General features: G+C 71.3%; 20 protein-coding genes and 1 pseudogene. 9 read left to right on the top strand and 12 right to left on the bottom strand.

Annotation, left to right across the window (positions count from 1 at the left end):
• Positions 1-110: 110 nt before the first annotated feature.
• The 3 genes from ACX114_RS03365 to ACX114_RS03355 form a co-directional block, all read right to left on the bottom strand.
• On the bottom strand, positions 111-875 hold the full coding sequence (locus tag ACX114_RS03365) for a tetratricopeptide repeat protein (RefSeq protein ID WP_459294637.1): 765 nt from the start codon (positions 873-875) through the stop codon (positions 111-113).
• Positions 876-935: 60 nt separating this feature from the next.
• On the bottom strand, positions 936-1,781 hold the full coding sequence (locus ACX114_RS03360; protein WP_459294635.1) for a class I SAM-dependent methyltransferase: 846 nt from the start codon (positions 1,779-1,781) through the stop codon (positions 936-938).
• A 164-nt stretch (positions 1,782-1,945) separates the two neighbouring features.
• Entirely contained in the window at positions 1,946-2,371 is a 426-nt protein-coding gene (locus ACX114_RS03355; RefSeq protein ID WP_459294633.1) for a hypothetical protein, read from the bottom strand.
• 196 nt (positions 2,372-2,567) lie between these two features.
• Between ACX114_RS03355 and ACX114_RS03350 the strand changes: the two genes are divergently transcribed.
• The 3 genes from ACX114_RS03350 to ACX114_RS03340 all read left to right on the top strand — a co-directional run bounded on the left by ACX114_RS03350 (position 2,568) and on the right by ACX114_RS03340 (position 5,138).
• Positions 2,568-3,902 carry a M24 family metallopeptidase gene (locus tag ACX114_RS03350; protein ID WP_459294631.1) on the top strand — a complete coding sequence of 445 codons (1,335 nt, stop codon included), beginning with the start codon at positions 2,568-2,570 and terminating at the stop codon, positions 3,900-3,902.
• Positions 3,903-4,049: 147 nt separating this feature from the next.
• Entirely contained in the window at positions 4,050-4,409 is a 360-nt protein-coding gene (locus ACX114_RS03345; protein ID WP_459294629.1) for a response regulator, read from the top strand.
• Positions 4,410-4,412: 3 nt separating this feature from the next.
• Positions 4,413-5,138, top strand: coding sequence for an endonuclease/exonuclease/phosphatase family protein (locus ACX114_RS03340; RefSeq protein WP_459294627.1), 726 nt, complete (start codon positions 4,413-4,415; stop codon positions 5,136-5,138).
• On the opposite strand, the gene ACX114_RS03335 is transcribed toward ACX114_RS03340, so the two are convergent.
• The 6 genes and pseudogenes from ACX114_RS03335 to ACX114_RS03310 all read right to left on the bottom strand — a co-directional run bounded on the left by ACX114_RS03335 (position 5,139) and on the right by ACX114_RS03310 (position 10,776).
• Complete coding sequence (locus ACX114_RS03335) at positions 5,139-5,942, bottom strand: acyl-CoA thioesterase (RefSeq protein WP_459294625.1); 804 nt, start codon at positions 5,940-5,942, stop codon at positions 5,139-5,141.
• A 19-nt stretch (positions 5,943-5,961) separates the two neighbouring features.
• Positions 5,962-7,176, bottom strand: a complete 1,215-nt coding sequence (locus ACX114_RS03330; protein ID WP_459294623.1) for a hypothetical protein — start codon at positions 7,174-7,176, stop codon at positions 5,962-5,964.
• A 3-nt stretch (positions 7,177-7,179) separates the two neighbouring features.
• Positions 7,180-8,808 (bottom strand): TIM44-like domain-containing protein, encoded by a 1,629-nt coding sequence (locus ACX114_RS03325; RefSeq protein WP_459294621.1) that lies wholly within the window; start codon positions 8,806-8,808, stop codon positions 7,180-7,182.
• The gene (locus ACX114_RS03320) at positions 8,805-9,434 is read right to left on the bottom strand and encodes a TPM domain-containing protein (protein ID WP_459294619.1); all 630 of its coding nucleotides are present in this window, start codon (positions 9,432-9,434) and stop codon (positions 8,805-8,807) included. Before ACX114_RS03320 ends, ACX114_RS03325 begins: the two co-directional genes overlap by 4 nt.
• 38 nt (positions 9,435-9,472) lie before the next feature.
• Positions 9,473-10,152, bottom strand: a pseudogene (gene ung / locus ACX114_RS03315) (uracil-DNA glycosylase).
• A 57-nt stretch (positions 10,153-10,209) separates the two neighbouring features.
• On the bottom strand, positions 10,210-10,776 hold the full coding sequence (locus ACX114_RS03310; protein ID WP_459294617.1) for a hypothetical protein: 567 nt from the start codon (positions 10,774-10,776) through the stop codon (positions 10,210-10,212).
• A 371-nt stretch (positions 10,777-11,147) separates the two neighbouring features.
• Between ACX114_RS03310 and ACX114_RS03305 the strand changes: the two genes are divergently transcribed.
• The 5 genes from ACX114_RS03305 to ACX114_RS03285 all read left to right on the top strand — a co-directional run bounded on the left by ACX114_RS03305 (position 11,148) and on the right by ACX114_RS03285 (position 18,112).
• Positions 11,148-12,866, top strand: coding sequence for a CpaF family protein (locus ACX114_RS03305; RefSeq protein ID WP_459294615.1), 1,719 nt, complete (start codon positions 11,148-11,150; stop codon positions 12,864-12,866).
• A gap of 180 nt (positions 12,867-13,046) precedes the next feature.
• Positions 13,047-14,018: a hypothetical protein gene (locus tag ACX114_RS03300; protein WP_459294613.1), complete on the top strand. Its 972-nt coding sequence runs from the start codon at positions 13,047-13,049 to the stop codon at positions 14,016-14,018.
• Between the two features lie 14 nt (positions 14,019-14,032).
• Positions 14,033-15,337 (top strand): hypothetical protein, encoded by a 1,305-nt coding sequence (locus ACX114_RS03295; RefSeq protein ID WP_459294611.1) that lies wholly within the window; start codon positions 14,033-14,035, stop codon positions 15,335-15,337.
• Between the two features lie 562 nt (positions 15,338-15,899).
• Positions 15,900-17,621, top strand: a complete 1,722-nt coding sequence (locus ACX114_RS03290; protein ID WP_459294609.1) for a serine/threonine-protein kinase — start codon at positions 15,900-15,902, stop codon at positions 17,619-17,621.
• Positions 17,622-17,629: 8 nt separating this feature from the next.
• Entirely contained in the window at positions 17,630-18,112 is a 483-nt protein-coding gene (locus ACX114_RS03285) for a hypothetical protein (protein ID WP_459294607.1), read from the top strand.
• Between the two features lie 7 nt (positions 18,113-18,119).
• Here ACX114_RS03285 and ACX114_RS03280 read toward each other — a convergent pair whose 3' ends face one another.
• Positions 18,120-18,911, bottom strand: a complete 792-nt coding sequence (locus ACX114_RS03280; protein ID WP_459294605.1) for a transglycosylase domain-containing protein — start codon at positions 18,909-18,911, stop codon at positions 18,120-18,122.
• 50 nt (positions 18,912-18,961) lie between these two features.
• Here ACX114_RS03280 and ACX114_RS03275 point away from each other — a divergent pair, with 50 nt between their 5' ends.
• Positions 18,962-19,654, top strand: a complete 693-nt coding sequence (locus ACX114_RS03275; protein WP_459294603.1) for a ferredoxin reductase domain-containing protein — start codon at positions 18,962-18,964, stop codon at positions 19,652-19,654.
• Here ACX114_RS03275 and ACX114_RS03270 read toward each other — a convergent pair.
• Positions 19,648-21,288: a WD40 repeat domain-containing protein gene (locus ACX114_RS03270; RefSeq protein ID WP_459294601.1), complete on the bottom strand. Its 1,641-nt coding sequence runs from the start codon at positions 21,286-21,288 to the stop codon at positions 19,648-19,650. The genes ACX114_RS03275 and ACX114_RS03270 overlap by 7 nt on opposite strands.
• Positions 21,285-23,429, bottom strand: a complete 2,145-nt coding sequence (locus ACX114_RS03265; protein WP_459294599.1) for a penicillin-binding protein activator — start codon at positions 23,427-23,429, stop codon at positions 21,285-21,287. The genes ACX114_RS03270 and ACX114_RS03265 overlap by 4 nt, the downstream gene beginning before the upstream one ends.
• Between the last annotated feature and the right edge of the window lie 156 nt (positions 23,430-23,585).

Raw genomic sequence — 23,585 nt, 5'->3', positions numbered from 1 at the left:
TGCCCGCCCGCCCGGTTCCAGGGGTCGGAGAGGGCCTTTCCGGGGCACCCGGATGGAACATCCGGGCGGTGCGTTTTCAGCCCCACCGGAGGCCCTTTTTTGGGGCCTTTTCAGGCCTTCGGACGGAGGTTCGCGGCCAGCCGTTCGGCCTCCGCGCCCACGCCGCCCTCGGGGTCCTTGGCCTTCGCGGTCTCGAACGCGGCGAGCGCCCCTTCGCGGTCTCCGCGGAGCCTCAGCGCCACGCCCACGTTGAGGTGCGCGGAGGCGTTGTCGCGGTCCATGGCGAGCGCCTCGCGGAACAGCGTGAGCGCCTGGTCCACGTCGCCCGACAGGAGCGCCTCGCGGCCCGCCTGGACGCGCTTGTCCGCGTCGTTGACCAGCTCCACCTCGAACACGCTCTTGCCCACCACGTTGGCCACGAGCACGCGCAGGATGCCGCCCCAGTAGAACGACAGGCCCTCCGCGGCGACGACGGCGGCCAGGGGCAGGTCGGGCAGCAGCTGCTTGCCCCGGAACTTGAAGCGGACCTTGGTGTAGCGGCCCTTGTTGGTCCAGTGGACCAGCTCGCCGCGGAGCTTCTGGAAGCCGGCCTCCAGCTGGGCCGGATCGATTTCGAAGGGCAGCACCCGCCCCTTCGTCTCACCGGCGGGCAGGCTCTTGGGCGCGGACTCGCGGGGGTCGGCCACGGGGCCGGAGTCGAAGACGGGCTCGGCCTCCAGCACGGGGGGCTTCGGGGACGACGCGGAGGCGCGGCGGGGCTCGACCTTCTCCACCTTCGCCTTCACCGGCCGGGCCGGTGTCTTCGCGGGCGCGGCGGGGCGCGCGGGCTGCTTCTTGGCCTTCGCGGGGGACTTGCGGGATGCCGTCTTTGCCATGAGGCCACTCTAAGCGACCCACTCCCCCGCCGCTCGTGAAGTCGTGCGAAGACGCCGGCGTCAGACAGGGCCTGGACGGTGGCCCCAGACGCCCACCATGAGGCTGGGCACCAGCACGCCGCCGTTGGCGCGCAGCTCGGCGGTGAGGCGGGCGGCCAGCGTGTCGATGTCCACCTCCATGGCCAGCGCCACGCCCAGCCGCTCCATGTGGGGCAACAGCGTGCGCACGGTCTCCACCAGGGCGTGCGTGGTCTCCGCGTCCGGCGTCACGCCCAGCCGTCCGCCCACCACGCCGTCGTCCACCACCAGCCCGGCCCGCCGCAGCGTGGACACCAGCTCCATGCCCATGTGGACCTTGATGCCCACGCGCTCGCAGGTGGGCAGCATCCAGCCCCAGACGCGGTTGAACAGCGGCAGCTTCGGGTGCGCCAGGCCCATGGCCGCCAGCTCCAGCTCGTGCATCGCCAGCACGCCGCCGGGGCGCAGGTGCTCCGTCATGCGGCGCACGAACGTCACCGGATCCGGCTGGAACATCAGCACCAGCCGGCCGACGATGAAATCGAAGGGGGCTTCGACGGGCAGGGACTCCAGGCTGCTCTGCTGGAAGCGCACGTGGGGCAGGCCGCGAGACCCGGCGCGGCGCCGGGCGCAGTCGAGGACGCGGGCCTCGCGGTCCACGCCCACCACCTCGCCCGTGGGCCCCACCAGCTCCGCGGCGAGGAAGGACACGTCCCCCACGCCGCAGCCCACGTCGAGCACGCGCATGCCGGGCTTGAGGCCCGCCGCGCGCAGCACGCCCTCCGTCAGCGGCGCGTACACCTGGGCCTGGAGCATCAGCCGTCGCAGCTCCCGGTCCTCGTTGCCCAGGACGTACTCCGCGGAAGCATCGGTATCTTCGACACGCATGTGCGACTCCGGGGTTGGAGACGACGCGCACGGTCGCAAGCCCTGGCGCCGTTGGCGCCCTCCCGGAGGTCCCGACGCAATGACAGACAGCCATCCGCGTCACCGACCCGAGGGCAGGGCCGCGTCCATCCACGAACAGGCCCACGTCCCGGACAGGCGGTGGCTCAGGCGGGGCGCAGGCGCTCCGACAGCCATCCGGCGGCGAACAGGAGCAGTGACAGGAGCCCGCTGGCCACGGCGGCGTACGCGGGCAGGAACAGGAATGCCAACGCGCCCTGGGCATCCCTGGGCGCGACCATCCAGCCCACCACCTGCGCCGCCAACGCGAGCAGGGGCGCGCTCCAGGACCCCGCGCCGAGCGCCCAGGTCCGTCCCCGGCCCGGCCGCATCGCCAGGGCGAGTCCCCCTCCAAGCCCCACGAGGACCAGCAGCGGCACCAGGGCGAACCCCGTGAAGAGCGAGTAGCCGCTGAAGGACAGGCCCGCGTGACGCCGCCCGAGCATCGAGGCCACGACCATGCCCAGCGGGTGCACGACGAGCCCGAAGGCCGTGGTGAGCGCCATCACGAGGGGCATCCGCACTGCCTTCATGATTTCCCTCCTCCGGATTGCGTTTCGAAGGACTTCATCCCGCCGCGGGGGGCCCGCGCCACCGGCATTCCCTGACAGTGTCTCCTGATTCCGGGACTTCCGGGTGAAGCGTCCGCGCGGCGCACGGCGCGTGGGTTGTCGCGCGGCGCGGCCGTGAAACAATCCGCGTCCTCCCCGCACCAGGAAGAGCGCATCCATGACGCGTGTCCGGCCCGTCCTTCTCTCCGCCCTGCTCCTTGCCTCCCTCGCCCATGCGGCGCCCGCCGTGCCCGCCGCGGAGGGCGCGTGGCCTCGCGTGCGCAAGGAGCGCCTCCAGAAGCTGTTGCCCCAGGCCATGGCCCGCGCGGGCGTGGACGCGTGGGTGGTGCTCTGCCGCGAGAACGACAACGACCCGCTCGCATCCCACGTGGGCGGGGAGAACGCGGGCGGCACCGCCGCGTTCCTGTTCCTGCGCGACGGCGAAAAGCTGCGCTCCACCGCGCTCTCCCCCGAGGGCGAGGCCACGGCGCTCAAGGACATGGGCGTGGTGGACGAGGTGGTGGCCTTCGAGCGCGGCGCGGACGTGAATGCGCTCATCGCCGCGCGGCTGTCCAAGGCGAAGCTTTCGAAGGTGGCCATCAACTCGTCGGAGCGGATGTCCATCGCGGACGGCCTGTCCGCCACGCAGCGCGCGAAGCTGGAGGCGGCGCTGTCCCCCGCGCTGCGCAAGAAGCTGGTGTCCTCCGAGGACCTGGTCTCCGAGTGGCTGTCCGTGAAGACGCCCGAGGAGGTGGACATCATGCGCAAGGCCGCGGACATCACCGCGAAGCTGGAGGAGGAGGCGTACCGCACCGTGGTGCCCGGCAAGACGCGGGACTCGGACGTGGCGCGCTTCCTCAAGAAGCGCATCGCGGAGTTGGGCGTGGGTGACGGGTGGCAGCCGGACCAGAACCCCAACGTGAACAGCGGGCCCACGCGCGGGCACTCGAACGCCACCGACCGCGTCATCCAGCCGGGGGACTTCATCCAGACGGACTTCGGCATCCGCGTGGGCGGCACGTGGGTGACGGACATCCAGCGCTTCGCGTACGTGCTGGCGCCGGGGGAGAAGCAGCCTCCCGCGGAGGCGCTGGCGAAGTGGGAGAAGTCGAAGAAGGGCAGCCGCATCGCGCTCGCGGCGATGAAGCCCGGCGTGCGCGGCTACGACGTGGACAAGGCCCAGCGCGACTGGATGCGCGAGGCGGGCTCCGAGCCCGTGATGTGGGGCACCGGCCATCCCGTGGGCTACTGGGCGCATGACGCGGGCCCCGCCCTGTCCGGCGCGGCGTCCGGCAAGCCGCCCTCGGGCTCCGCGCTGCGCAAGCTCCAGCCCGGGCAGGTGTTCGCCTTCGACGGCTTCTACGCGTGGAAGGACGGCAGCAGCCCGGACGCGCTGCGCATCCTCTCCGTGGAGGAGATGGCCGTCATCACGGAGACCGGCGCCGAGTACCTCAACCCACCCCAGGAACAGCTCATCCTCATCCCCTCCCCTGTCACAGCCGCGAAACAGTGAGGGCCTGAAGTCCGCCGAGCGCCCACACCCTGCGACGGGGGTGACTCAGACCCCGGCGACCTGCCCGATGGGGTGTGGCGCGCGGACGCGCGGGCTCGGATACACTCGCGTGCATCGCGCGCGCCGCTCAGGCGCTGGAGGACCGCCATGCCAACCGTGCTGGTCATCGACGATGACCTCTTCGTGCTCGCGACCGTGGGAGACACCCTGCGAGACGCGGGCTACACGGTGCTCACGGTGCAGTCCCCCGCCGAGGCCTTCCACCTGGACCTCAACGGCGTCGCGGCCATCCTGTGCGACTACAACATGCCGGACATGAACGGCTCCGACGTGCTCGCCGCCATGCGCGAGCTGCAGGGATGCAAGGCGCCGTTCATCTTCCTCACCGGCCACTCGGAGCTGGATGACCTGTTGCCCGTGGCCATCCGCTACGGCGCGGAGCTCTTGCCCAAGCCGGTGGACCCCGCGGAGCTGACGCGGCTGTTGCGCAAGCAGATCGCCGCTTGAGTGGTGCGACTCAAGGTCCTCACCCTGAACGTGGCGCACGGCGCGCCGTTCGCCGTGCCCATGCCCTTCCTGCGCGGCCGGTCCGCGCTGCTGGGCACGCTGGACCGGGTGGCGGCGCTGCTCGCGCGCGAAGGCGCGGACGTGGTGGCGTTGCAGGAGGCGGACCGGTACAGCCTCTTCAGCGGCCGGGTGGATCAGGTGGCCCGCATCGCGGAGCAGGCCGGCTATCCACACGTGCTCCACGGCGTGCACTCCGGCGTGCCCGGGCTGTTCGCGCAGGGCACCGCGCTCCTGAGCCGGCAGCCGCTGGAGTCCTGCGACTCAGCGCACTTCGGGCGGGACCGGCGCGTGGACAAGGGCTACGTCGTGGCCGCGCTCGCCGGGGAGCACGGGCTGGAGGCCGTGTCCCTGCACCTGGATCCGTTCTCCGCGGCGGTGCGGCTGCGGCAGGTGGACCAGCTCATCCATGCCCTGCGCCAGCGGCCACCGCGGCACCGCGTGGTGATGGGCGACTTCAACGCGGAGGGCGTGGACGGTCCCGTGGCCCGCCTGTGCGCGGAGCTGGGGCTGCACACGCCCGCTGAAGGCGAGCCCACGTATCCCCTTCCGCACGCACGTCAGCGCCTGGACCAGGTGCTCATCTCCCGTGGCCTGCGCTTCACCCGGTACGAGCGCTTGCCCGACGCCGTCTCCGACCACCACGCCGTGGTGGCCGAGCTGGGGTCCTGATCAGCCGAGCACGGCGACGAGCTGACGGCACTGCGCGAGCAGCGTGCCGTCCTCCGCCCAGAGGAGCTGGGTCTCCTCCGTGTAGCCGTCCGCCGCCTGGCGCGAGCGGCCGGTGCGCAGGTAGTGCGCGTCCGGCGCGATGCCCTTCACCGGGAACGTCTGGAAGAACTGCACGCTGAAGTCCACGGACGCCGCCGCGCGGAAGCCATCCATCCGAGACAGCACGGACGGCGGATACGCGTCCATCAACCCCACGCACAGCGCCGTGTCCAGCGCCGTGGGCACGCGAGGCCGCAGCCACCCGCCCACCTCCGCCGTGGGCCCACCCGAGTACGGCGGCGAGCCCACGCAGTAGCGGTACTCGAAGAAGCGGCAGAAGTCCGGCATGGGCGTGTCTTCGTGGACGGGCGTGAGCGTCCCGGGCGCGGGCACCTCCGGCATGACGAAGTCCATGTACTCGGGGGCGCCACCGCGAGCGGCGCCGAAGGTCGCCGTGGCGACGGCCACCACCGTGCCGCCGCTCTCCACCCGCGCGGTGGCGTGGGTGACGAACTTGCCGGCGCGCTCGATGCGCGTGTGCAGGTCCGCCACGCCCTCCGCCGCGGGCGAGCAGAAGTGCACGGTGAACGAGCGCACCTGCCGCTGCGGATCGTTCAGGTGGTGCTCCAGCGCGCGCAGGACCTGTCCCGCCACCACGCCGCCGTAGGCCCCCCGGCCCTGATACCAGGGCGCCTCGTAGCGCGAGCGGTAGTGCCCGGGTTCGAGCGGTTCAACGAGGGTGGCGACGAGGAAGGGCGAGGTCATGATGCACCGCATCCTAGTGCTACTCGATGACGAGTTCGCGCAGCGTAACGCCCTGCTTGAGCGGCACCCAGCTGAAGACGCCCTTGCTCAACCGGGGGTACGGGCTTCCGGGCTCCGCCAGGTAGAGCGAGCCGAGGACTCCGGCGCCCGGCCGCTTCTCCGTGGTGGAGACGAGCGTCTCCTGTCCCTTCCCATCACTGTCGGAGAAGACGACCGTGAAGGCCGCCAGCGCCGACGGTGGCTCCATGTCGCCGTCATGGACGGTGACCCCCTCCGTCGGCTTGGGAACCAGCCAGCTCACGGGGAGGTCCACCTCGAACCGGTCGGGAGCGGTCCACCGGAGGGAGGGAAGCGCCGCCTTGTTCTTGCGGCCGGGAGGCTGGAACCACGTGGCCACGGGCTTGCCGTCAGCGGTGCGCGCCACGCCCAGTTGCACCGCGCGCGTGGCGTCCGCGGCAGGCTCGCTCCACCACAGCTCCAGGTGATCCGCGCCGAGGATGGCCTTCGCGCTGGCATCCGCGGCGGGCACCGGCTGGTCGTCCTGGAGCGTCGCGATGAGCGTCACCGTGGCGCCCTTGCGCAGCCACTGAATCTTGAGTCCCGCGTCCGCGTCGCCGTTCCAGTTCTTCTTCCCCCAGCTCACCCAGACGGGCGCGGGCGGCGCGGGCTCCTGCGCACCGGAGGCGAGCATCGCGGCGGACCGGCTCGGGACAGGGTCCTCGGTCTGCGCTTCGGAGTATTCGTAGGACGAGAGCTCCGTCCGCTGGGAGACCAGGTCCATGCTCCACGCGTGGTACCTGTCACCGGTGTCGCCTCCCACCAGCAGGGGCCCCTTCTTGTCGAACAGCAGGGACACGCCGCCCACGTAGCCCGTCAGTCCATTGCCGCCGAGGCGGAGGGAGCTCGGCCGGCCCTTCGTCTTCGATTCCGGCGCGCTGGGACATCCGACATGGGCAATCGGACCCAGCCCGTCGCCACGCATGGCGAAGCGCTCGCCGGTGGCCAGTCCCACCAGGATGACGGGCGTCGTGGTGCCGGGCCCTGCTGGCTCCTTGAAGTCGTAACAGACGACGTCGTCCTCCTGGCCGTCCCCATCCAGGTCGAGCTGGAAGCGCTCACGGACGACGGCGCTCTCCGCCTTCACGCGCGCGTCGAACCAGGCGCCGAAGGACTGGGGAGCCGGCGTGGCCGTGACGAGGAGACCGAACAACGAAAGCCAATGGGGCGTGTACATGGATCAACCCTGGTAGGCCTCGTCCTGTTCGATGCGGCTGAGCACCCAGTCGAACTCGCCGGACGTCACGCGCGCCTGGCAGTGCGTGCAGTGGCCCGCCATGTTGATGGACAGCGGGGCGCCGCACGAAGGGCACTGCTTCTGCGTGGAGGGCTTGCCCTGCACGCCCCGGCCGCGGATGAGCGTCCAGTACTCGCTGTAGGCGCGCTCGCGGGAACGGCTGCCGCCCACGACCTGCCCGTCCCGGTCCCGCACCGTGTAGTCCAGGCTGGACGCGAACACGCGCAGGGTGACGGCGTCGAAGTACGCATCCCGCGTCACGCGCGCGAGCACGATGTTGGTGATGTGCGCGTTCTCCGTGATGTTGCGCAGGCCCGCCGCACGGTAGGCGTTGATCCAGTACAGCTGCGTCTGGAAGAGGTTGTCGCTGAGGAAGGGCCGCATGCCCTTCCACTCGCGCGCGGCCCACGCGGTCTGCATCTCGTGGAAGATGAACTCCAGGCGCTTGCGCAGCGCCAGCGGCGTCGCCTCCGGGTCGTCATGCAAGAGCGCGTTCAGCCGCTCCTGCGCGCGCGAGTCCTTGATGGTGGGCAGCTCCGTGCCCTGCTCCTCCGTGGTGCCGGTGAGCTGCGGACCGCGCCGCTCGCGCTCCTGCGACGCCACGCGCGTCACCACCCAGTCGAACTCGCCGGTGTTCACCACCGTGTCGCAGTACGAGCACTTGTGGCCGTGCACGGACTCCAGCGGCGCGCCGCAGTGGGGGCACTTGAACGCGCGTGCGTCCTCGGGCGCCCGGGACTTCGCGGACGCGTCGCGCTCCAAGAGCCACTCCTCCGCGACGTACCAGCTCTGCTCGGAGCCGGAGGTGACCTCCGTGTAGTTGGCCTCGAAGCGCAGGACGACGCGGACGCGCTGGCTGTTCGCGCTGATGCCCTCCACGGCCTCGTACGTGACGGCTCCCACCACCACGGCCTTCACCGCGTCCGGGGTGCCCATCCGCTCGAGCGACGCGATGGCGCCGTCGGACAGCCAGCCGCCCAGCGTGTCCAGGCGGCCGCCGCCGCGCGCCTCGTGCACGCGGGCGAAGAGCGAGTAGACGAAGTCCTCGAAGAGGACGATGGAGAACTCCGGATCCAACGGCTGCGTCGACCCGTCCGACCCCTTGGGCCCCACGCGGGCCAGGCGCGCGAGCTTCGTGCGCAGCGAGCCCTGGCGCTGAGGCGGCGGAGGCGCATGGGGCGTGGTGGTGCTCCAGTCCTGCTGCCCGGAGTTCGACTTCAGGTTCATGACGACGATGGCCACCACACCCATGACGACGATGAGCAGGCAGAAGCCGCCGAACGCTCCGCCGCCATCCGAGGACGACGAGCCACCGGAGCTGCCGTAGTAGCGGGGGCCGGAGCTGTACGAGGACGAGGACCGGCTGCTGCTGGAGCCGGAGGAGGAGGACCGGCTGCTGGAGCTGGACGAGCTGCGGCTGCTCGACGAGCTCCGGCTGCTGGACGAGCTGCGGCTGGAGCCCCGGTAGGAGCTGCCACCGCCGGGGCGCGCCTCGGCGTCCGGGAGGGAGGCGAGCCCCAGCCCGAGGAACAGCGCGACGGCGAGGAGGAGGACGGAGTGGGAGCGCCTCACGCCACGGCTCCGGGCATGTCCGGCAGTTCGTTCACGTCATCCTCCAGGCGGGGCAGCACGCGCGAAAGCGGTGTCTGGATGCGGCGCAGGGCCTGGAGGAAGGGCTCGGGCGCGGTGGACGCGGACAGCGCGGCGGACAGCTGCGTGAGCGCGTCCTGCCACTCGGCGCCCATGAGCGAGGTGTCCACGCCGTAGTCGGTGACGACCTCCACGCGGCGCTCGAAGAGGGAGACGAACACCAGGATGCCGGTGCGGCGCGACGTGTGCGAAACGCCCAGCTCCGTGAAGGCGGCCTTCGCGGCGGTGCGCACGGAGTCCTCCTGGAGCTTGCGCGGGGTGAGCGCGCGGCGCAGCGACGGCAGCAGGCGTCCGCCCATCACGCCCGCGGCGTAGGACAGGAGCACGACGGGCGGGAAGGCGAAGAGGTGGACCTCCTGCGGGATGAACAGGAGGACCAACAGCATGACGAAGGCGACGGCCGCGCCCAGCCGGGCATCGGTGTGCGCGTAGTCACCGGAGGCGCGGCGCACGGACACCACGACCTCCGCGGCGGTCTGGGACTCAATGGCCGCGACGGCTTCCGCGGCCTGGGTGCGTGCGGCTTCTTCGAGGAAGGTCGTGGCCATCGTGGGCGGGCACTATAGCCAACCCACGCGGCACGCTCCTACGAGGGCAGCTCCCAGTCGATGGTGTGCTGGCCGTGCTTCTTCAGCGCGGCGTTGGTGGTGCTGTACGGCTTGCTGCCGAAGAACCCCTTGCTGGCGGACAGCGGCGAGGGGTGCACGCCCTCCAGGACGACGTGGCGCTTCGCGTCGATGAGGGCCTTCTTCTTCTGCGCGGGCTTGCCCCAGAGCAGGAAGACGACGGGGTCCTCCTTGGCGCTGACGGCGCGGATGACGGCGTCGGTGAAGGGCTCCCAGCCGTGCTTCGCGTGGCTGTTGGGGAGGCCTGGCGCACGGTGAGCACGGTGTTGAGCAGGAACACGCCCTGCTTCGCCCAGGGGATGAGCGACCCATCGCGAGGCTTCGGCGCGCCCACGTCGCTCTGGAGCTCCTTGAACATGTTCACGAGCGAGGGCGGGGGTGGCACGCCGGGCTGGACGGAGAAGGCGAGGCCATGGGCCTGACCCGGGCCGTGGTAGGGGTCCTGGCCCAGCAGCAGCACGCGCACGTCCGCGTAGGGCGTGAAGCGGAACGCGGAGAACACGTCGTCCTCCGAAGGGAACACGGTGTGTTCCTGGCGCTCCTTGAGCACGAACTTCTCCAGCTCCTTGAACGACGGAGCTTGGATGGCGTCCTGCAGTACTTCCTTCCAATCCTCGGGCAACCCATCCGCCAGGCTCATTCACGTCCCTCCGTGGGCCGCACCCTAGACCAGCGCGCGCGTCCCGAGGCGGCCCGTTCAGGGATTGGGGCTCCCGGCGTCCAGCCACTGAACTGGAAACGAGGGCTGCGGCTCGCCCCAGGAGGTGTCCCCCACGGGGATGGACGGGTCCGAAGGGCCGGTGGGCACACCCGCATCGAAGCCGGCGGGAGCGAGCGCCCCATCCGGCTCGCCATCGTGGAGCCGCCGCAGGATGCGTCCGTCCGACAACCGGACCGCATAGGTGGCGCCTCCGTCCAGCAGCAGCCCACCGGGTTCACAGGCGCGAGGGTCCAGGTCCATGCGAATGAAGACGATGTCTCCTTCACGAAGGATCCGGAAGCGATGGGCCTCCCTCCTGCTCCAACAGGACTGGCCCTCCTGCTGGCGGGGAAGGAAGTCATCGGCCGCCACGGCCATGGCCCGAAGCAGGCTGCCCTCCAGCGAGTACGGCTGCCCCGGCGCCCCGATGGTCAGCGCCTCTCGCGCGAACATCTCCGGGAAGACGATGGAGCGATCCTCCGACACCCGCGAATCGGACGGATTCGCCTCGCGCCGCATGCATCCAGCGCACAGCACCGCGCCCACGAGCAGCAGCCGCATCATGGGCCCGCCCCTCTCAAGCAGGGGCCCTGGAGTTTCTGGAGGGTGAAGTCCAATGCGTCCGCATCGTGCCATGTGACGCGCCCCGTCTGCTCGCATTGCCACCCCGCCGACGAGGTGCGTGTCCACTTCAGCAACTGGCTCGGGCCGCACGAGGTCCGGGTCGAGTGCGGTGGAGGACGCGCAGCCTCCAAGCCAGCACACCAGGCAGCACCACCAGGGACCGCGCATGGGCTGGCGCCCTTTCCTCGGGAACGGAGGGTGGATGCCCCCTCCTGGGCGGCATCGTGCCGGAACGCCGCACCGGAAAGCGAGCAGGCACTCAAGGCGGGAGCTTGGGGCCCGGGCCGGGCCGCGCTAGCCTTGCGCCCGCCATGACGATGTACACCGAGTCGCTCCGCGCCTTCCTCAAGCCCGTCCTCCCCTACCTGGACGACGAGTCGGTGTCGGAAATCATGATCAACGGCCCCACCGACGTGTGGATCGAACGCAAGGGCCGGCTGATCAAGACGGATGCCTCCTTCTCCGATGAAGGCCTGCTGGGCGCCGCGCGCAACATGGCCCAGTTCGTGGGCCGCCCCCTGTCCGAGGAGCGCCCCCGCCTGGACGCGCGCCTGCCCGACGGCAGCCGCATCCACGTGGTGATTCCGCCCATCGCACGCAACGGCACCACCATCTCCATCCGCAAGTTCTTCAAGGACAAGCTGACCATCGACTCGCTGTTGAAGTTCAAGTCGCTGACCAAGCCCATGGCGCGCCTCATCGAGGCCGGCATCGCCACCAAGCTCAACATGCTGGTGGCCGGCGGCACGGGCTCCGGAAAGACGACGCTGCTCAACATCGTCTCGTCCCTCATCCCGGACGAGGAGCGCATCCTCACCATCGAGGACTCCGCCGAGCTCCAGCTCAACCAGTCCCACATCGTGGCCTTCGAATCCCGCCCCGCCGACAAGTTCGGCAAGGGCGCCGTGGACATGGGTGACCTGCTGCACTCCGCGCTGCGTCTGCGCCCCGACCGCATCGTGGTGGGCGAGGTGCGCGGCGGCGAGGCCTTCCACCTCATGCAGGCCATGAACACCGGCCACGGCGGCTCGCTGGCCACCACGCACGCGAACACGCCCACGGACACGCTGCGCCGCATCGAGTCCCTGTGCCTCATGTCGTCCGTGGAACTGCCCATGGTCGCCGTGCGCGCCCAGGTGGCCAGCGCCATCAACTTCATCATCTGCTGCGAGCGCCTCCACGACGGCAGCCGCAAGACGATTGCCCTGTCGGAGGTGCTGCCCCTCACGGAGAAGGGCGAGTACCGCACCCAGGACATCTTCGTCTTCACGCCCGTCGCCAAGGACGAGCACGAGAACATCCTGGGCTACCACGCGCCCACCGGCATCATCCCCAACTTCATCCAGAAGGCGCGCGCGTACGGCTTCACCGACCTGGACGACGCCTTCTTCGACCCGGCCACCTACGGCGTGCCGCCCCCGCCCAGCTTCCACGTGGGCGAGGCGTACGCCCTGCGCTGGGCCCCGTCCCTGAAGCACCGCGAGCAGGGGCTGCCGGACCCGGCGCACTTCAAGGAGGACTGGGCGAAGTTCGAGCAGGTGCTGCGCAACGCGGCCCCGGACGGTCCGGTCGGCGGTCCCAAGCCCTCGGCGACCCCGCCGCCCAAGCCCGCCGCGCCGCCGCCCGCGAAGGCCGCTCCGGCGATGCGCCCGTCGCTGCCGCCGCGCCCGCCGCCTCCGCAGGACGACGACAAGACGCCGCCGCCCACGCGCAACCCGTTCGCGGAGCAGGAGGACACCCGCGCCACGCCGACGTCCGAGCCGCTGGTGCAGGTGTCCGAGGACCTGCTCGCGGAGGCCCCGCCCGCGCGCAACACGCCGCCTCCGCGGCGTCCGCCGCCGGCCCCGGTGCGTCCCGGCACACCCCTGTCCAACACGCTGCGCGCGGGTGCCACGCCCACGCGCCGTCCGCCGGGTCCGCCGCCACCGCCCTCGGAGGATGAGGACGAGGACGACGACCGGCCGAAGACGGAGCTGAACACGTCGGAGAAGACGCAGATCCGCCCGGCGCCGGAGCGTCCGCGCCGGTAGCCGTCTGACGGAGCGGGAGACCCTCCGGGTTTGCCGGGCCGCGGGCACCGTGAAACATCCACGCGGGGAGCCCGGCGCCGGACACCGGTGTCGCCCCCGGGTGGGTGGGGCCCTGTCCCACCACGCGGGTCCGCGAATCCTGACCTTGCGAGGAGGGCGGGTCAGGGAGAAAGTGCTCCCGTGTTGATCCCCTTCCTCGCCGCGCTCACCCTGGTGGTCGCCCAGGCGCCCGCACCCGCCTCCTCCGCGAAACCCGTCACCGTGTTGCTGGCACCCACGGACGTGACGCGGGGAACGCCGCGCTACCTCGTTGGAACCGCCCAGGAGCACGTGGCCGAGCAGCTCAAGGCCCGCGGCATGGAGGTGATCCGCGTGGAGGACGTGACGCGCACGCTGCCGAAGAAGAAGCGCACGGCGATGATGCGCTGCAACCGCACGCAGCCGTCCTGCATCGCTTCCCTGGGCGTGGCGGCGAAGACGGACGTGGTGATGGTGACGGAGATTGGCCCGTACCTGAACGCGTACAAGGCGGGCGTGCGCGTGTACACGGCGCAGGACGGCGCGCCGCTCGTGGAGGAGTCGGTCCCTGGCGTGAGCGAGGACCAGGTGCTGGACGCGCTCAACAAGTCGCTGGACGTGGTGGTGCCGCGCACGCTGCGGGTGTTGCGTCCGGAGCCGGTGGCGCCGCCGCCGGTGACGCCTCCCGTGGCGCAGCAGACGCCCAACGTGACGCCGGGCGAGAAGCAGCCGGTGCCAGGGCCGGACCTGACGCCGGGCGTGCAGCCGCCCACGGACCTGGGCCTGAGTGACACGCCGACGGTGGAGACGCCGGGACGGCGCAAGTGGGCATGGGTGCCGGCGGCGGGCGGCGTGGTGCTCGCGGGCGTGGGCACGGTGTTCTTCGTGCAGTCGCGCGGCAAGCTCAGCGACCTGAACAACAACGAGTATCCCGACCTGGAGGAAGCGAAGGATGTTCGCGACTCCGGCAAGCGCTCGCAGACGATTGGCGCGGTGGGGATCGGGGTGGGCGCGGCGGCCATCGCGGCGGGCGCGCTGATGTACTTCCTGCCGGTGAAGCAGACGAACGTTCAGCCGTCCGTGACGCTCACGCCGCAGGGTGGTGGCTTGAGCTTCGCCGGGACGTGGCAGTGAGCACGGGGAAAGCCATGCGGAACCTCTGGAAGGTCGGCGCGCTGGGCGCGGTGTTCGGTGCGGTGCTCAGCGCGGGCGGTTGCAGCAACTTCGACGCGGCCTTTGAAAACTGTGAGGACGAGGGCCGCTGCGGACCGCAGGTGACCGAGGATGCCGGGACCGATGGCGGCGTGGACGCGGGAGATGCGGGTGACGGCGGTGAGGTGGAGCCCACCTGCACCTTCGTCTCCAACGAGGACGAGCCCGACCCCGAAGGCCGGGACTTGAACTGCGACGGCGTGGACGGCGTGGCGACGGACGGATACTTCGTGGATCCGGTGCGTGGCAGTGACTCGCAGGACGGCACCAACGAAGCCCCGCTGCAAACCCTGCGCAAGGCGTTGGAGTTGATCCAGGCCGCAGGCCCCAACTCGACGCGCACGCATGTGTACCTGGGCGTTGGGACGTACGGCGAACCGGAGACCGTGGTGACCATGCCGGTGTCGCTGCACGGCGGTTACCAGTGGAACGGCATGGACCGGTACTGGAGCCGATTCAAGAGCACCACGCCCACGCTGGTGACTGGAGGTGCGCTGGCGTTCACGGTGCGCACGGCCACGGCTACAGGCGTGCTGCTGGACAGCGTCCAGATCGCATCCGCAGATGCGAGCGAAGTGGGTGGGCCGTCCATCGCGCTGCGAGTCCTGGAACAAGCCAGCGTCCGGCTCCATGGCGTCCAGATCGAGGCAGGACTCGGGGGGCCTGGAAGACCCGGTGAAGCGCCTGGCCCAGCCGCTTCGGGCATGGACGGCGGTGATGGCAGGAACGGAGGCGTAAACACCCGCGTTGGTGGCGAGGGCGGAGGCGCGACGTGCGTCGGAGCAACCGCCTACAAGGGGGACCGGGCGGCAACGGTTACGAAAGGAAGGGAGGCGACCCGGGAGACGCGGGCGAGCCCGACACGCGTGGAGGAGACGGCGGTCCCCAGACGCCCGATACCTGTTCCTCGCCAACCATGTATTGCGCCTGCACGAGCTCCGATGGGCTCGCGGGCGTTCGCGGCGCCGACGGCGACGCAGGAACTGACGCAGACGGCGGTAGCGGAATGGGCGGGCTGCGCAACGGAAGCTGGCAGGCGGACCAGACGGGGGCCACCGGGAAGCCTGGCCTATCAGGTCGCGGCGGCGGCGGGGGTGGTGGCGGCGGTAGCTGCAACCTGCCCCCGGCCGCAGATCAAGTCGCCAGTGGAGGAGGAGGCGGCGGCGGGGGTGGCGGTGGCTGCGGGGCCATGGGCGGTGAAGGCGGCGGGGGTGGCGGCGCATCCATCGCAGTGCTGGTGATTGACTCGCAGGTGGCCTTCGAAGGCTCCTCCACGCTTCGCACCCGGGGCGGCGGAGCCGGAGGCCCTGGCGGCGAGGGTGGAAAGGGAGGTCAGGGTGGAGCGGGTGGCTCCGGTGGCACTTCCAATCGAGTTGTCTCCGGCGTTCCGAGCTCCACATCGACGGAATACACCAGCATCAGCGGGGCTGGAGGCAGGGGCGGTCGTGGTGGCAACGGCGGTAACGGTGGCCGGGGCGGTGGTGGAGGTGGCGGCCCATCGGTCGCAATCTGGTGCCAGAGCGCAAAGGGAACGGTGAATCCTGCCCCAGAGCTGCAGCCGGGTCAGGGAGGCGCGGGTGGACAGGCGGATGGAGGCATCGCAGGCGTCCCTGGGGAGTCACGCGCCTTCGTGGATTGTGACTTCCTCTCGGCAACGCCCTGACTCACTGCATCGCCCGCTGGGTGACACCAGTGGGTGAGAAAACGCGACCCGGGGGCAGGTGCCTGTTTGCTTGCCCGGCGTCCCCCGGGCCCTGACTTCGCTTCCCGGGATTTCACCTGTTACGCTCCCCCGTGGTGGAGATGTCTTCCGAGCTGATCTGCGAAACCTGCGGCCTCACCGTTCCGTCCGAGACGGCGGTGTGCCCTCGCGATGGCACCGTCGTGCTGTCGTCGTTCCAGCCGACTCCACCGGAACCGAAGGTCATCGTGGAGCACCCCGGTACCGAAGCGACCGCCATCACCGACCCCCTCATCGGCCTGAAGCTGGGCGAGTACGAGCTGCGCGCACGCATCGGCGTGGGCGGCATGGGGCTCGTCTACGAGGGCATCCAGCCCCTCATCGGCAAGCGCGTCGCCGTGAAGGTGCTGCGCCCCGAACTGGCGCACTCGTCCGAACAGGTGGCCCGCCTCCTCGCGGAGGCCCGCGCCGTCAACGCCATCCGCCACCGCGGCATCATCGACATCTTCGGCTTCGGCCAGCTCCCGGACGGTCGCCAGTACATCGTCATGGAGTACCTGGAAGGCCAGCCGCTGGACGCCATCCTCGCGGAGAAGGGCCGCCTCCCCGTCCCGGAGGCCCTGTCCCTCCTGGATGAGGTGCTCGCCGCCCTGGGCGCCGCGCACGGCGCGGGCGTGGTGCACCGCGACCTGAAGCCCAGCAACATCTTCCTCGTGCGCCAGCCGGACGGCTCGCGCTACGTGAAGCTGCTGGACTTCGGGCTCGCCAAGCGCGGCGAAGGCCCCACCGGCCGCACCGCGCAGACGCGCACCGACATGGTCGTCGGCACTCCGGAGTACATGGCGCCCGAGCAGGCCCGCGGCCAGTCCGTGGGCCCCATGACGGACCTGTACGCCATGGGCGTCGTCACCTTCGAAATCGTCACCGGCCGGCTGCCCTTCATCGGCAGCTCCCCGGTGGACCTGCTCATGAAGCACGTGGAGGCGCGCCCTCCCCGGCCGTCGGAGTTCGTCCCCGACCTGCCGCCCGCCGTGGACGCCTTCATCCTGCAGATGCTCACCAAGGACCCGGAGACGCGCCCCAACTCCGCGGATCCCCTGCGTCAGCACCTGGCCAAGCTGCGCCGCACCCTGCGCGCCACGCGCACCAACCCCACCGCGCCCGCCCCCGTCGAGGCCTCGGCGCCGCCCAAGCCCGCCCCCGCCGCGGCGGTCGTCGTCAGCGACGCGGACGCGCGCCGCCCCACCACCCAGGTGCCGCCGCCCCTCCCGCCGGACGACCTGCTGGTGCCGCAGGAGGAGACGTCCTCCCTGCGCCGCCTGGTGCCCATCGCCGTGGGCGCGGCCGTGCTGTTCGCCGCCGTGGGCGTGGTCGTCGCCACGCGCGGCGGTGAGACGCCTCCGCCCGCCGTCGCCACGGCCCCGACGCCGCCTCCCGCGCCGAAGGCCGAACCTCCGCCGCCTCCCGCGCCAGAGGTCGTCGCCGCGCCCGTGCAGGAGCCGGCTCCCGAGCCCGTCGCCGAGCCGCCCCCGCCGGTGAAGCAAGAGCCGCCGGTCGTCGCCAAGGCCGCCGCGAAGCCCGTCCGCGACGTCCCGGCGCCCGCGCCCAAGCGCACGGAGTCCGCGAGCGAGTCCGCCGTGCGGGATCAAATCATGGCCGCCGTGAGCCAGGTCGAGAGCAGCCCCCTGTACGCCGACAACAAGGTCCACAAGGGGCTCACCCGGCAGGCCGCGCGCAACTACCTGGACCGGCAACTGAAGCGGCTGGAGAACGCGGACGACGCGGCGGGCCGCACGGAGATCCTCAGCGAACTCCGCGGCTGGAAGCAGCAGTACCTCAAGTAGCCCTCGCCATGACCGCGCCCCCAGGTCCTGCGCTGCTCGCGGTGGACCTGGGCCTGCGCTGCGGGCTCGCGCGCTTCGGCGCGGACGGGCGGCTGCAGTGGTACCGCTCGCAGAACCTCGGCACGCACGCGCGGCTCAAGCGCGCGGTGCCCGCCGTGCTCCAGGACGCCTCCCCGCTCGCGTGGCTCGTGCTGGAGGGCGGTGGCCCCATCGCGGACGTCTGGGAGCGCGAGGCCCTGCGGCGCGCCCTGCCCGTGCTTCGCGTGGCCGCGGAGGACTGGCGCCACCGGCTGCTCTACGCGCGGGAGCAGCGCAGCGGCTCTCAGGCCAAGGACGCCGCGGACACGCTCGCGCGGAGGGTCATCGACTGGTCCCACGCGCCCCGCCCCACCTCGCTGCGCCACGACGCCGCGGAGGCCATCCTGCTGGGCCTGTGGGGCGCGCTGGAGGTGGGCTGGCTTCCGCAGGTGCCCGCGGAGGTCCGGCGCTGAGCGCCCGCTACTTCACCGACGTGCACGCCACCGGCTGCGCGATGGCGTTGCGCGCGCGCTCCTCGCTCACCAGCGCGTAGCCCGCCAGGTCCTGCAGCAGCAGGTCGCGGTTCTGCCGGATGAGGCTCGCGTTCTTGCACGCCTTGATGTCGCCGTAATACCCGTACGGCGGCAGCGCCAACTGCAGCTCCGCCAGCTCCGACAACTGGAGCTCCCCCAGCTCGCGGTTGAACAGCTTGCGGGCCGCGTCCTCCACGCCCACGACGCCGCGCTCGAAGCGGATGATGGACAGGTCGTACGCGACGAGCTGGTCCTTCTGGAAGAACGCGTGCAGCCGGTGCGCGGCCACGGACAGCTGCAGGTCCCCCTCGATGCCCATCTCCCGCGCGATGCGCATGGCCAGCCGCCGCTCGCAGGCCCCGTCCCCCGGGGGCGCCGTGCCCAGCGTCACACCGGCGAACAGGCGCCACGCCCACGCGCGGCCATCCTCGCGCGGCGTCTGGAAGTAGGTGGGGCACTCCATCTGGCGGATGTAGAGCGCCACCAGGTCCTTGGGCATCCGCGAGAAGTCCGGCCGCGTGAACGTCACCGACGAGCGCTCCCGGATGCCCTGGTCCATCCGGCCGGCCAGGACGCTCATCCGGTCGCCTTCGATGCGATGGCGCAGCTGGCTCTCGACGTCGAACTCGCTCTCCAGCCGCGGCAGCTTGCTGGCCGTGTAGAGGTACGTGATCGGAATCACCACGCCGGCCAGACCGACGAGGAACATGAACAGCCAGAACACAGTCTTCACGGGCATGACTCTAGCAGGGCAGGCACGCGCCAGGAGGACGGGTTAGAAAGTCCCCCATGAGCGACTGGCACACCGCCACCGTCACCGCCCGCACCCCCTCGGCGGATGGCCTCACCGACTGGGTGCTCGACATCGGCGGCACGCCGCTCGTGGGTTCGCACGCCCACCCGGGGCAGTACGTCCAGCTGCGCCTTCCCGGTGGGCAGCCGGGCATGTTCGCCATCGCCTCGCCGCCCGCTCCTGGCGGCACGCGGTGGGAGTTCCTCCTCAAGGACGAAGGCTCACTGCCGTCCGCGCTCCTGCACCTGCCCCTGGGCGCGCGGGTGGAGGTGACGCGTCCGGCGGGCCCCGGCTTCCCCATGGAGAAGGCGCGCGGCCGAGACCTGCTGCTGTTCGCCAGCGGCTCCGGCATCTCCGCCATCCGCCCCGTCATCGCCGCCGTGCGCCAGGACCGCGGCGCGTATGGCCGGGTGACGCTGTACTTCGGCGCGCGCACGGCGGGCGGCTTCGCGTACCGGCATGAGTTGCAGCAGTGGATGGAGGACGGCGTGCGCGTGCTGTGCACCGTGAGCCGCCCCGGCGCCAGCGGCTGGCAGGGCCTCACCGGCTACGTGCAGTCCCACCTGGGCGAGGAGCCGCTGGAGCACGCCATCGCCTTCGTGTGCGGCCCCTCGGACATGGTGCAGGACGTGATGGCCCAGCTGGCCCAGCGCGGCGTTCCGCGCAGCGCCGTGTTCCTCAACTACTGAGCCGCGCGCGTCTCCACGGTGGGGGACGCATAGCGCACGTCCACCACCACCGCCGCCGGGTCACTCTCCTGGCTGCCGGTGGCCTTCTGCGGCGTCCACGCGGCCACGCCCAGCTGGTGCCCCTCCGGGGAGAAGCGCACGCGCCGCACGGACCAGCCAAACTCCAGCTCGCCCTTCGCGTCCGGCGAGCCCTCGGCGAAGAGATACACGCGCCGGTCCCATCCGCCCGACGCCAGCGAGCGCCCATCCGGCGCGATGGCCGCGGTGGACACCACGCCGTGGTGCAGCTCCCACTTGCGCAGCACCTGCCCGGAGGCCGCGTCCACCAGCGCGCCCGCGTTCCACGGGCCCTGGGGCTCCTGGATGCCCTTGCGCTCGCGCTCGTACACCGTGCGGTTGCGCTCCGCCTTCTCCTGGCTGAAGGCCACGCCCAGCCGCTGGCCCCGCGCGTCCACCGTGACGTCGTTGACGTGCGCCGGGAAGGTGAAGTCCCGCTTCGGCGTGAGCGCCCGCGCCGTCGCCGTGGCCGTCCCTTCCGGAGCGCCGCCCTTGAGCGTGAGCACGGCTTCCGCCGTCGTCTCGTCGAAGACCGTGTCCACGCGCTCGGCGAAGGGCGCGCCCAGCACGCCCTGGCTGCCCTGAGGCACGCACGCGTCGCACACCGCCACGTCCACGCCCGGCAGCGTCAGCTGCTTGAAGCGCAGCGTGCGCCCGCGCGACAGCCGCGCCACGGTGTTGCCCAGCGCACCCGGCACGGTGACGGTGTCCTTCAGGAATGCCACGTCGATACCGGACGCCGTCGCCGCCGCCGTGGTGAGCACCACCACCGGCGTGCGCGAGTCCAGCGCCAGCACCACCGGCGGTCCGCTGTCCACGCGGCCCTGCACCGCCGCGAAACCGCCGCGCCGCTCGAAGTGCGTGCGCGCCACGTCCGGCTTCAGCGTCTGCTCCGGCGTGTCCGACGCGCGCACGTGCCCGTCCCAGCCGCCCGAATACAGCGTCCCGTCCGCCGCGAACGCCAGCGCGCTCACCGGCCCCGCGTGCAGCCGCGCCTCCGCGCCGAAGGAAAGCTCCGGCACGGACAGCAGGGACACCAGCCCCTGCGCGCTGCCCACCGCCAGCCACCGGCCATCCGGATGGAAGGCCACCGACACCAGCGGCTCCTCCGTGGCGAGCGCCCCCACCTGCGAGCCCGTCGCCGCGTCGAAGAGCTGCACCGCGCCGCTGCGGCTCACCGTGGCCACGCGAGAGCCGTCCGGAGAGAAGGCCACGCCCTCCAGGTCGTACTGCTGCGCGTTGACCGAGGGATCCGCGCGCATCACCGGCGCGCTGGCTTCACCGGGCTTCGCCGGCGCGGGCGCCAGGTCCCAGATGGACACGTGGTACGCCTTGTCGCCCAGGCGCGTGTACGCCACGCGCTGGCCGCGCGGCGCGAAGTCCAGCGCCCAGATGAAGTCCTTGCGGTTGAGCACGGTGGGCTCGCCGTCGAAGCCCTCCACCGCGCCGGAGAGGAAGCCTCCGGCGGTGGACTCCAACCGGCCGCGCGTGTCCGGCGCCAGGCCCACGGACGTGTGCGCGCAGCCCGTGAGCGACAGCACGCCCGCGAGGACGAAGCCCCCGGTGCGCGGGCTCATGAACCCGAGCCGCGGACGGCGGCCTTCTCCTTGTCCACGTTGATCTCGTTCACGCCCTTGTTGTCCACGGACAGCAGGAACAGCTGCTTGTCCGCTTCACGCTTGTCGTTGAACGAGGTGCGGCCGGTGGCGCCGTCGAAGTCCTTCAGCCCCGCCAGCGCCTCGCGCATGGCCGCGCGCGTGTTGGGGCGCTGCTTGTCCAGCACCTGCCGCACCATGCGCGCCGAGTCGTAACCGATGGCCTCCAGCAGGCCCGGGTCGCGGCCCGTCTCCTTGTACGCGTCGCGGTAGCTCTTCACGAACTTCTGCGTGGCCGGCCGCTGCGAGTCCACGAAGAAGCCGTCCACGTACACCGAGCAGGTGACGAACTTGCCACCGCGCTCCAGCAATTCCGGCAGGCCCGAGCGGCCCTTGGGGCTGGACCACTGGTTGGTGCCGAAGAGCGTGACGGTCTTCAGGTCCTTCTTGCCCGTCGTCTTGCGGATGCGCTCCAGGTCGCGCGGGTCGCACGCGTTGGTGACGATGTCCTCCACCGCGAGCGCGGGCGTCACCAGGCTCACCCGGCGCCAGTCGTCCGGGATGAAGAGCCCCTCGAAGTCGATGATGGGCTCCACGCCGCTCTTCGCCTTCTCCATGGCCTTGCGGCGGCGGTACGCGTCCGTGATGTTCTCGCCCTGCACGTCGCGCACGGCCTCCGCCCAGTCGCCGCGGTCCTCCAGGTAGTAGCGGCCCACCAGGCGCTTGGCCTCGCTGGTGAACGTGGTCTGGTCGTAGGAGTACGACTCCGCGCCGCGCACCGCGCCGCCGCGCGACACCACGTCGTCCCAGAACTCGTTCGCCAGCTCCACACCGTAGGGGATGTTCGGGTAGAGCACCGCGAAGCGCTTGTAGCCCTTCACGTTCATCGCGTAGTCCGCGATGGCGCGCGCCTGCGCGGAGTTCGTCAGCATGTTGCGGAAGACGTACGGGCCAATGTCCGTGACGCCCTCCTGACGGCTCATCGTCAGCAGCGGCACCTGGAGCTCTTCCGCGAGCAGCGCCGCGCGCTTGGTGTCGTCCACCAAGAGCGGGCCCAGGGCCGCGATGGCGCCGTCGTCGAACGCGAGCTGCTCCATCGCCGTGCCCGTCTTGTTGACGTCGCCCTGCGTGTCCTTCACCACCAGCTCGATGTCGCTGCCCTGCAGGCCCAGCTTCACGCCGCGCAGCACCGCCTCGCCAATGGGCTGGTAGCGGCCCGTCATGGGCAGGAGCACCGCCACGGTGCGCGGACGCACCTCCACGCGGCGGGTGGCGCGCGCGAGCAGCTCCTTGGCCTGCGGCGCGAAGGTGCTGTTGGGCGCCTCGCGCAGGTACGTCTGAAGCGTCTCCTCCAGGCGGGTCCAGTCACGCAGGTGGTAGTAGATGCGCGCCAGCTTGAACTGGAGCACCGGCCAGGCGGGGTTGGACGTGGACAGCCCCTCCTGCACGCGGGCGATGTCGAGGAAGCTGGCGCGGCCCTCCACCAGCTGCTCCACCTTCTTCACCGCGGCGGCCTTCTCCTCATCCGTCCGCGCGTCGCCCGCCTCTTTCACGGCGGACGACAGCGCCTGCGTGTACAGGCCCGCGCCCTCCGCCGCGCGCGCGGCCTCCTTCAGGAGCTGCTCCTTCTCGGCACCCTCGGCGCGCTCGGCCAGGCTGGTGAGCGTCTGGTACGCGTCGCGGTAGGCGCCCACCTCCATGGCGGAGACGGCCAGCTTGTGCTTGGCGTCCTCGGCCTGGGCGTGGAGGGGGTTCTCGAAGAGCAGCTCGTTGAAGGTCTTGCGCGCGTTCGCGTAGTCCTTCGCTTCGAAATAGAGGACGCCCGCGTTGTAGAGCGCGTCCTGGCCGGCGGTGGTGGCGGGGTACGCCTTGCGCACGGACAGGTAGGCCTCCGCGGCCTGCTTCTTGTCCGGGTTCGCCTGCGCCTGGGTGCGGGCCTGCGCGAGCGCGGCGTTCGCGGTGGCGTCCTGCTTCACCTCCACGCGCGGGCGGTTGGGCTGGGTGGAGTCTCCCCCGGAGGTGTCGTCCCGGCTGTCGGTGCGGGAAGGCGTCTTGGGGCAGGCGGTCAACGTCAGGGCCAGCGCGGCGACGAGCGCGCGGCGCGATGCGGAGAGGACTTCCATGGCGAAGTGCATAGCAGCGCGGGTGCGGCTCCGTCGACACTTGAGCGGGGGGAAGATTCCCCTGGAACGTCCGCTTCAATGCACCGCGCATGCCCGCGTGCGTCACCGAGGGGAGCCCCTGCCCTCCCCCCGCTTCGTGCGGCCCCGGAGCCACGC

Source organism: Corallococcus sp. M7 (assembly GCF_054512695.1).
The sequence above is the reverse complement of the archived record's forward strand: the minus strand, read 5'-3'. Positions and strand labels throughout refer to the sequence as shown.

Excerpts from the sequence above, each read along its gene's own strand:
- ACX114_RS03365 (WP_459294637.1), bottom strand. The coding sequence starts at position 875 with ATGGCAAAGACGGCATCCCGCAAGTCCCCCGCGAAGGCCAAGAAGCAG.
- ACX114_RS03265 (WP_459294599.1), bottom strand. The coding sequence starts at position 23,429 with ATGGAAGTCCTCTCCGCATCGCGCCGCGCGCTCGTCGCCGCGCTGGCC.
- ACX114_RS03350 (WP_459294631.1), top strand. The coding sequence starts at position 2,568 with ATGACGCGTGTCCGGCCCGTCCTTCTCTCCGCCCTGCTCCTTGCCTCC.
- ACX114_RS03355 (WP_459294633.1), bottom strand. The coding sequence starts at position 2,371 with ATGAAGGCAGTGCGGATGCCCCTCGTGATGGCGCTCACCACGGCCTTC.
- ACX114_RS03275 (WP_459294603.1), top strand. The coding sequence starts at position 18,962 with ATGAGCGACTGGCACACCGCCACCGTCACCGCCCGCACCCCCTCGGCG.
- ACX114_RS03280 (WP_459294605.1), bottom strand. The coding sequence starts at position 18,911 with ATGCCCGTGAAGACTGTGTTCTGGCTGTTCATGTTCCTCGTCGGTCTG.
- ACX114_RS03295 (WP_459294611.1), top strand. The coding sequence starts at position 14,033 with ATGCGGAACCTCTGGAAGGTCGGCGCGCTGGGCGCGGTGTTCGGTGCG.
- ACX114_RS03290 (WP_459294609.1), top strand. The coding sequence starts at position 15,900 with ATGTCTTCCGAGCTGATCTGCGAAACCTGCGGCCTCACCGTTCCGTCC.
- ACX114_RS03270 (WP_459294601.1), bottom strand. The coding sequence starts at position 21,288 with ATGAGCCCGCGCACCGGGGGCTTCGTCCTCGCGGGCGTGCTGTCGCTC.
- ACX114_RS03345 (WP_459294629.1), top strand. The coding sequence starts at position 4,050 with ATGCCAACCGTGCTGGTCATCGACGATGACCTCTTCGTGCTCGCGACC.
- ACX114_RS03310 (WP_459294617.1), bottom strand. The coding sequence starts at position 10,776 with ATGATGCGGCTGCTGCTCGTGGGCGCGGTGCTGTGCGCTGGATGCATG.
- ACX114_RS03360 (WP_459294635.1), bottom strand. The coding sequence starts at position 1,781 with ATGCGTGTCGAAGATACCGATGCTTCCGCGGAGTACGTCCTGGGCAAC.
- ACX114_RS03330 (WP_459294623.1), bottom strand. The coding sequence starts at position 7,176 with ATGTACACGCCCCATTGGCTTTCGTTGTTCGGTCTCCTCGTCACGGCC.
- ACX114_RS03305 (WP_459294615.1), top strand. The coding sequence starts at position 11,148 with ATGACGATGTACACCGAGTCGCTCCGCGCCTTCCTCAAGCCCGTCCTC.
- ACX114_RS03285 (WP_459294607.1), top strand. The coding sequence starts at position 17,630 with ATGACCGCGCCCCCAGGTCCTGCGCTGCTCGCGGTGGACCTGGGCCTG.
- ACX114_RS03335 (WP_459294625.1), bottom strand. The coding sequence starts at position 5,942 with ATGACCTCGCCCTTCCTCGTCGCCACCCTCGTTGAACCGCTCGAACCC.
- ACX114_RS03320 (WP_459294619.1), bottom strand. The coding sequence starts at position 9,434 with ATGGCCACGACCTTCCTCGAAGAAGCCGCACGCACCCAGGCCGCGGAA.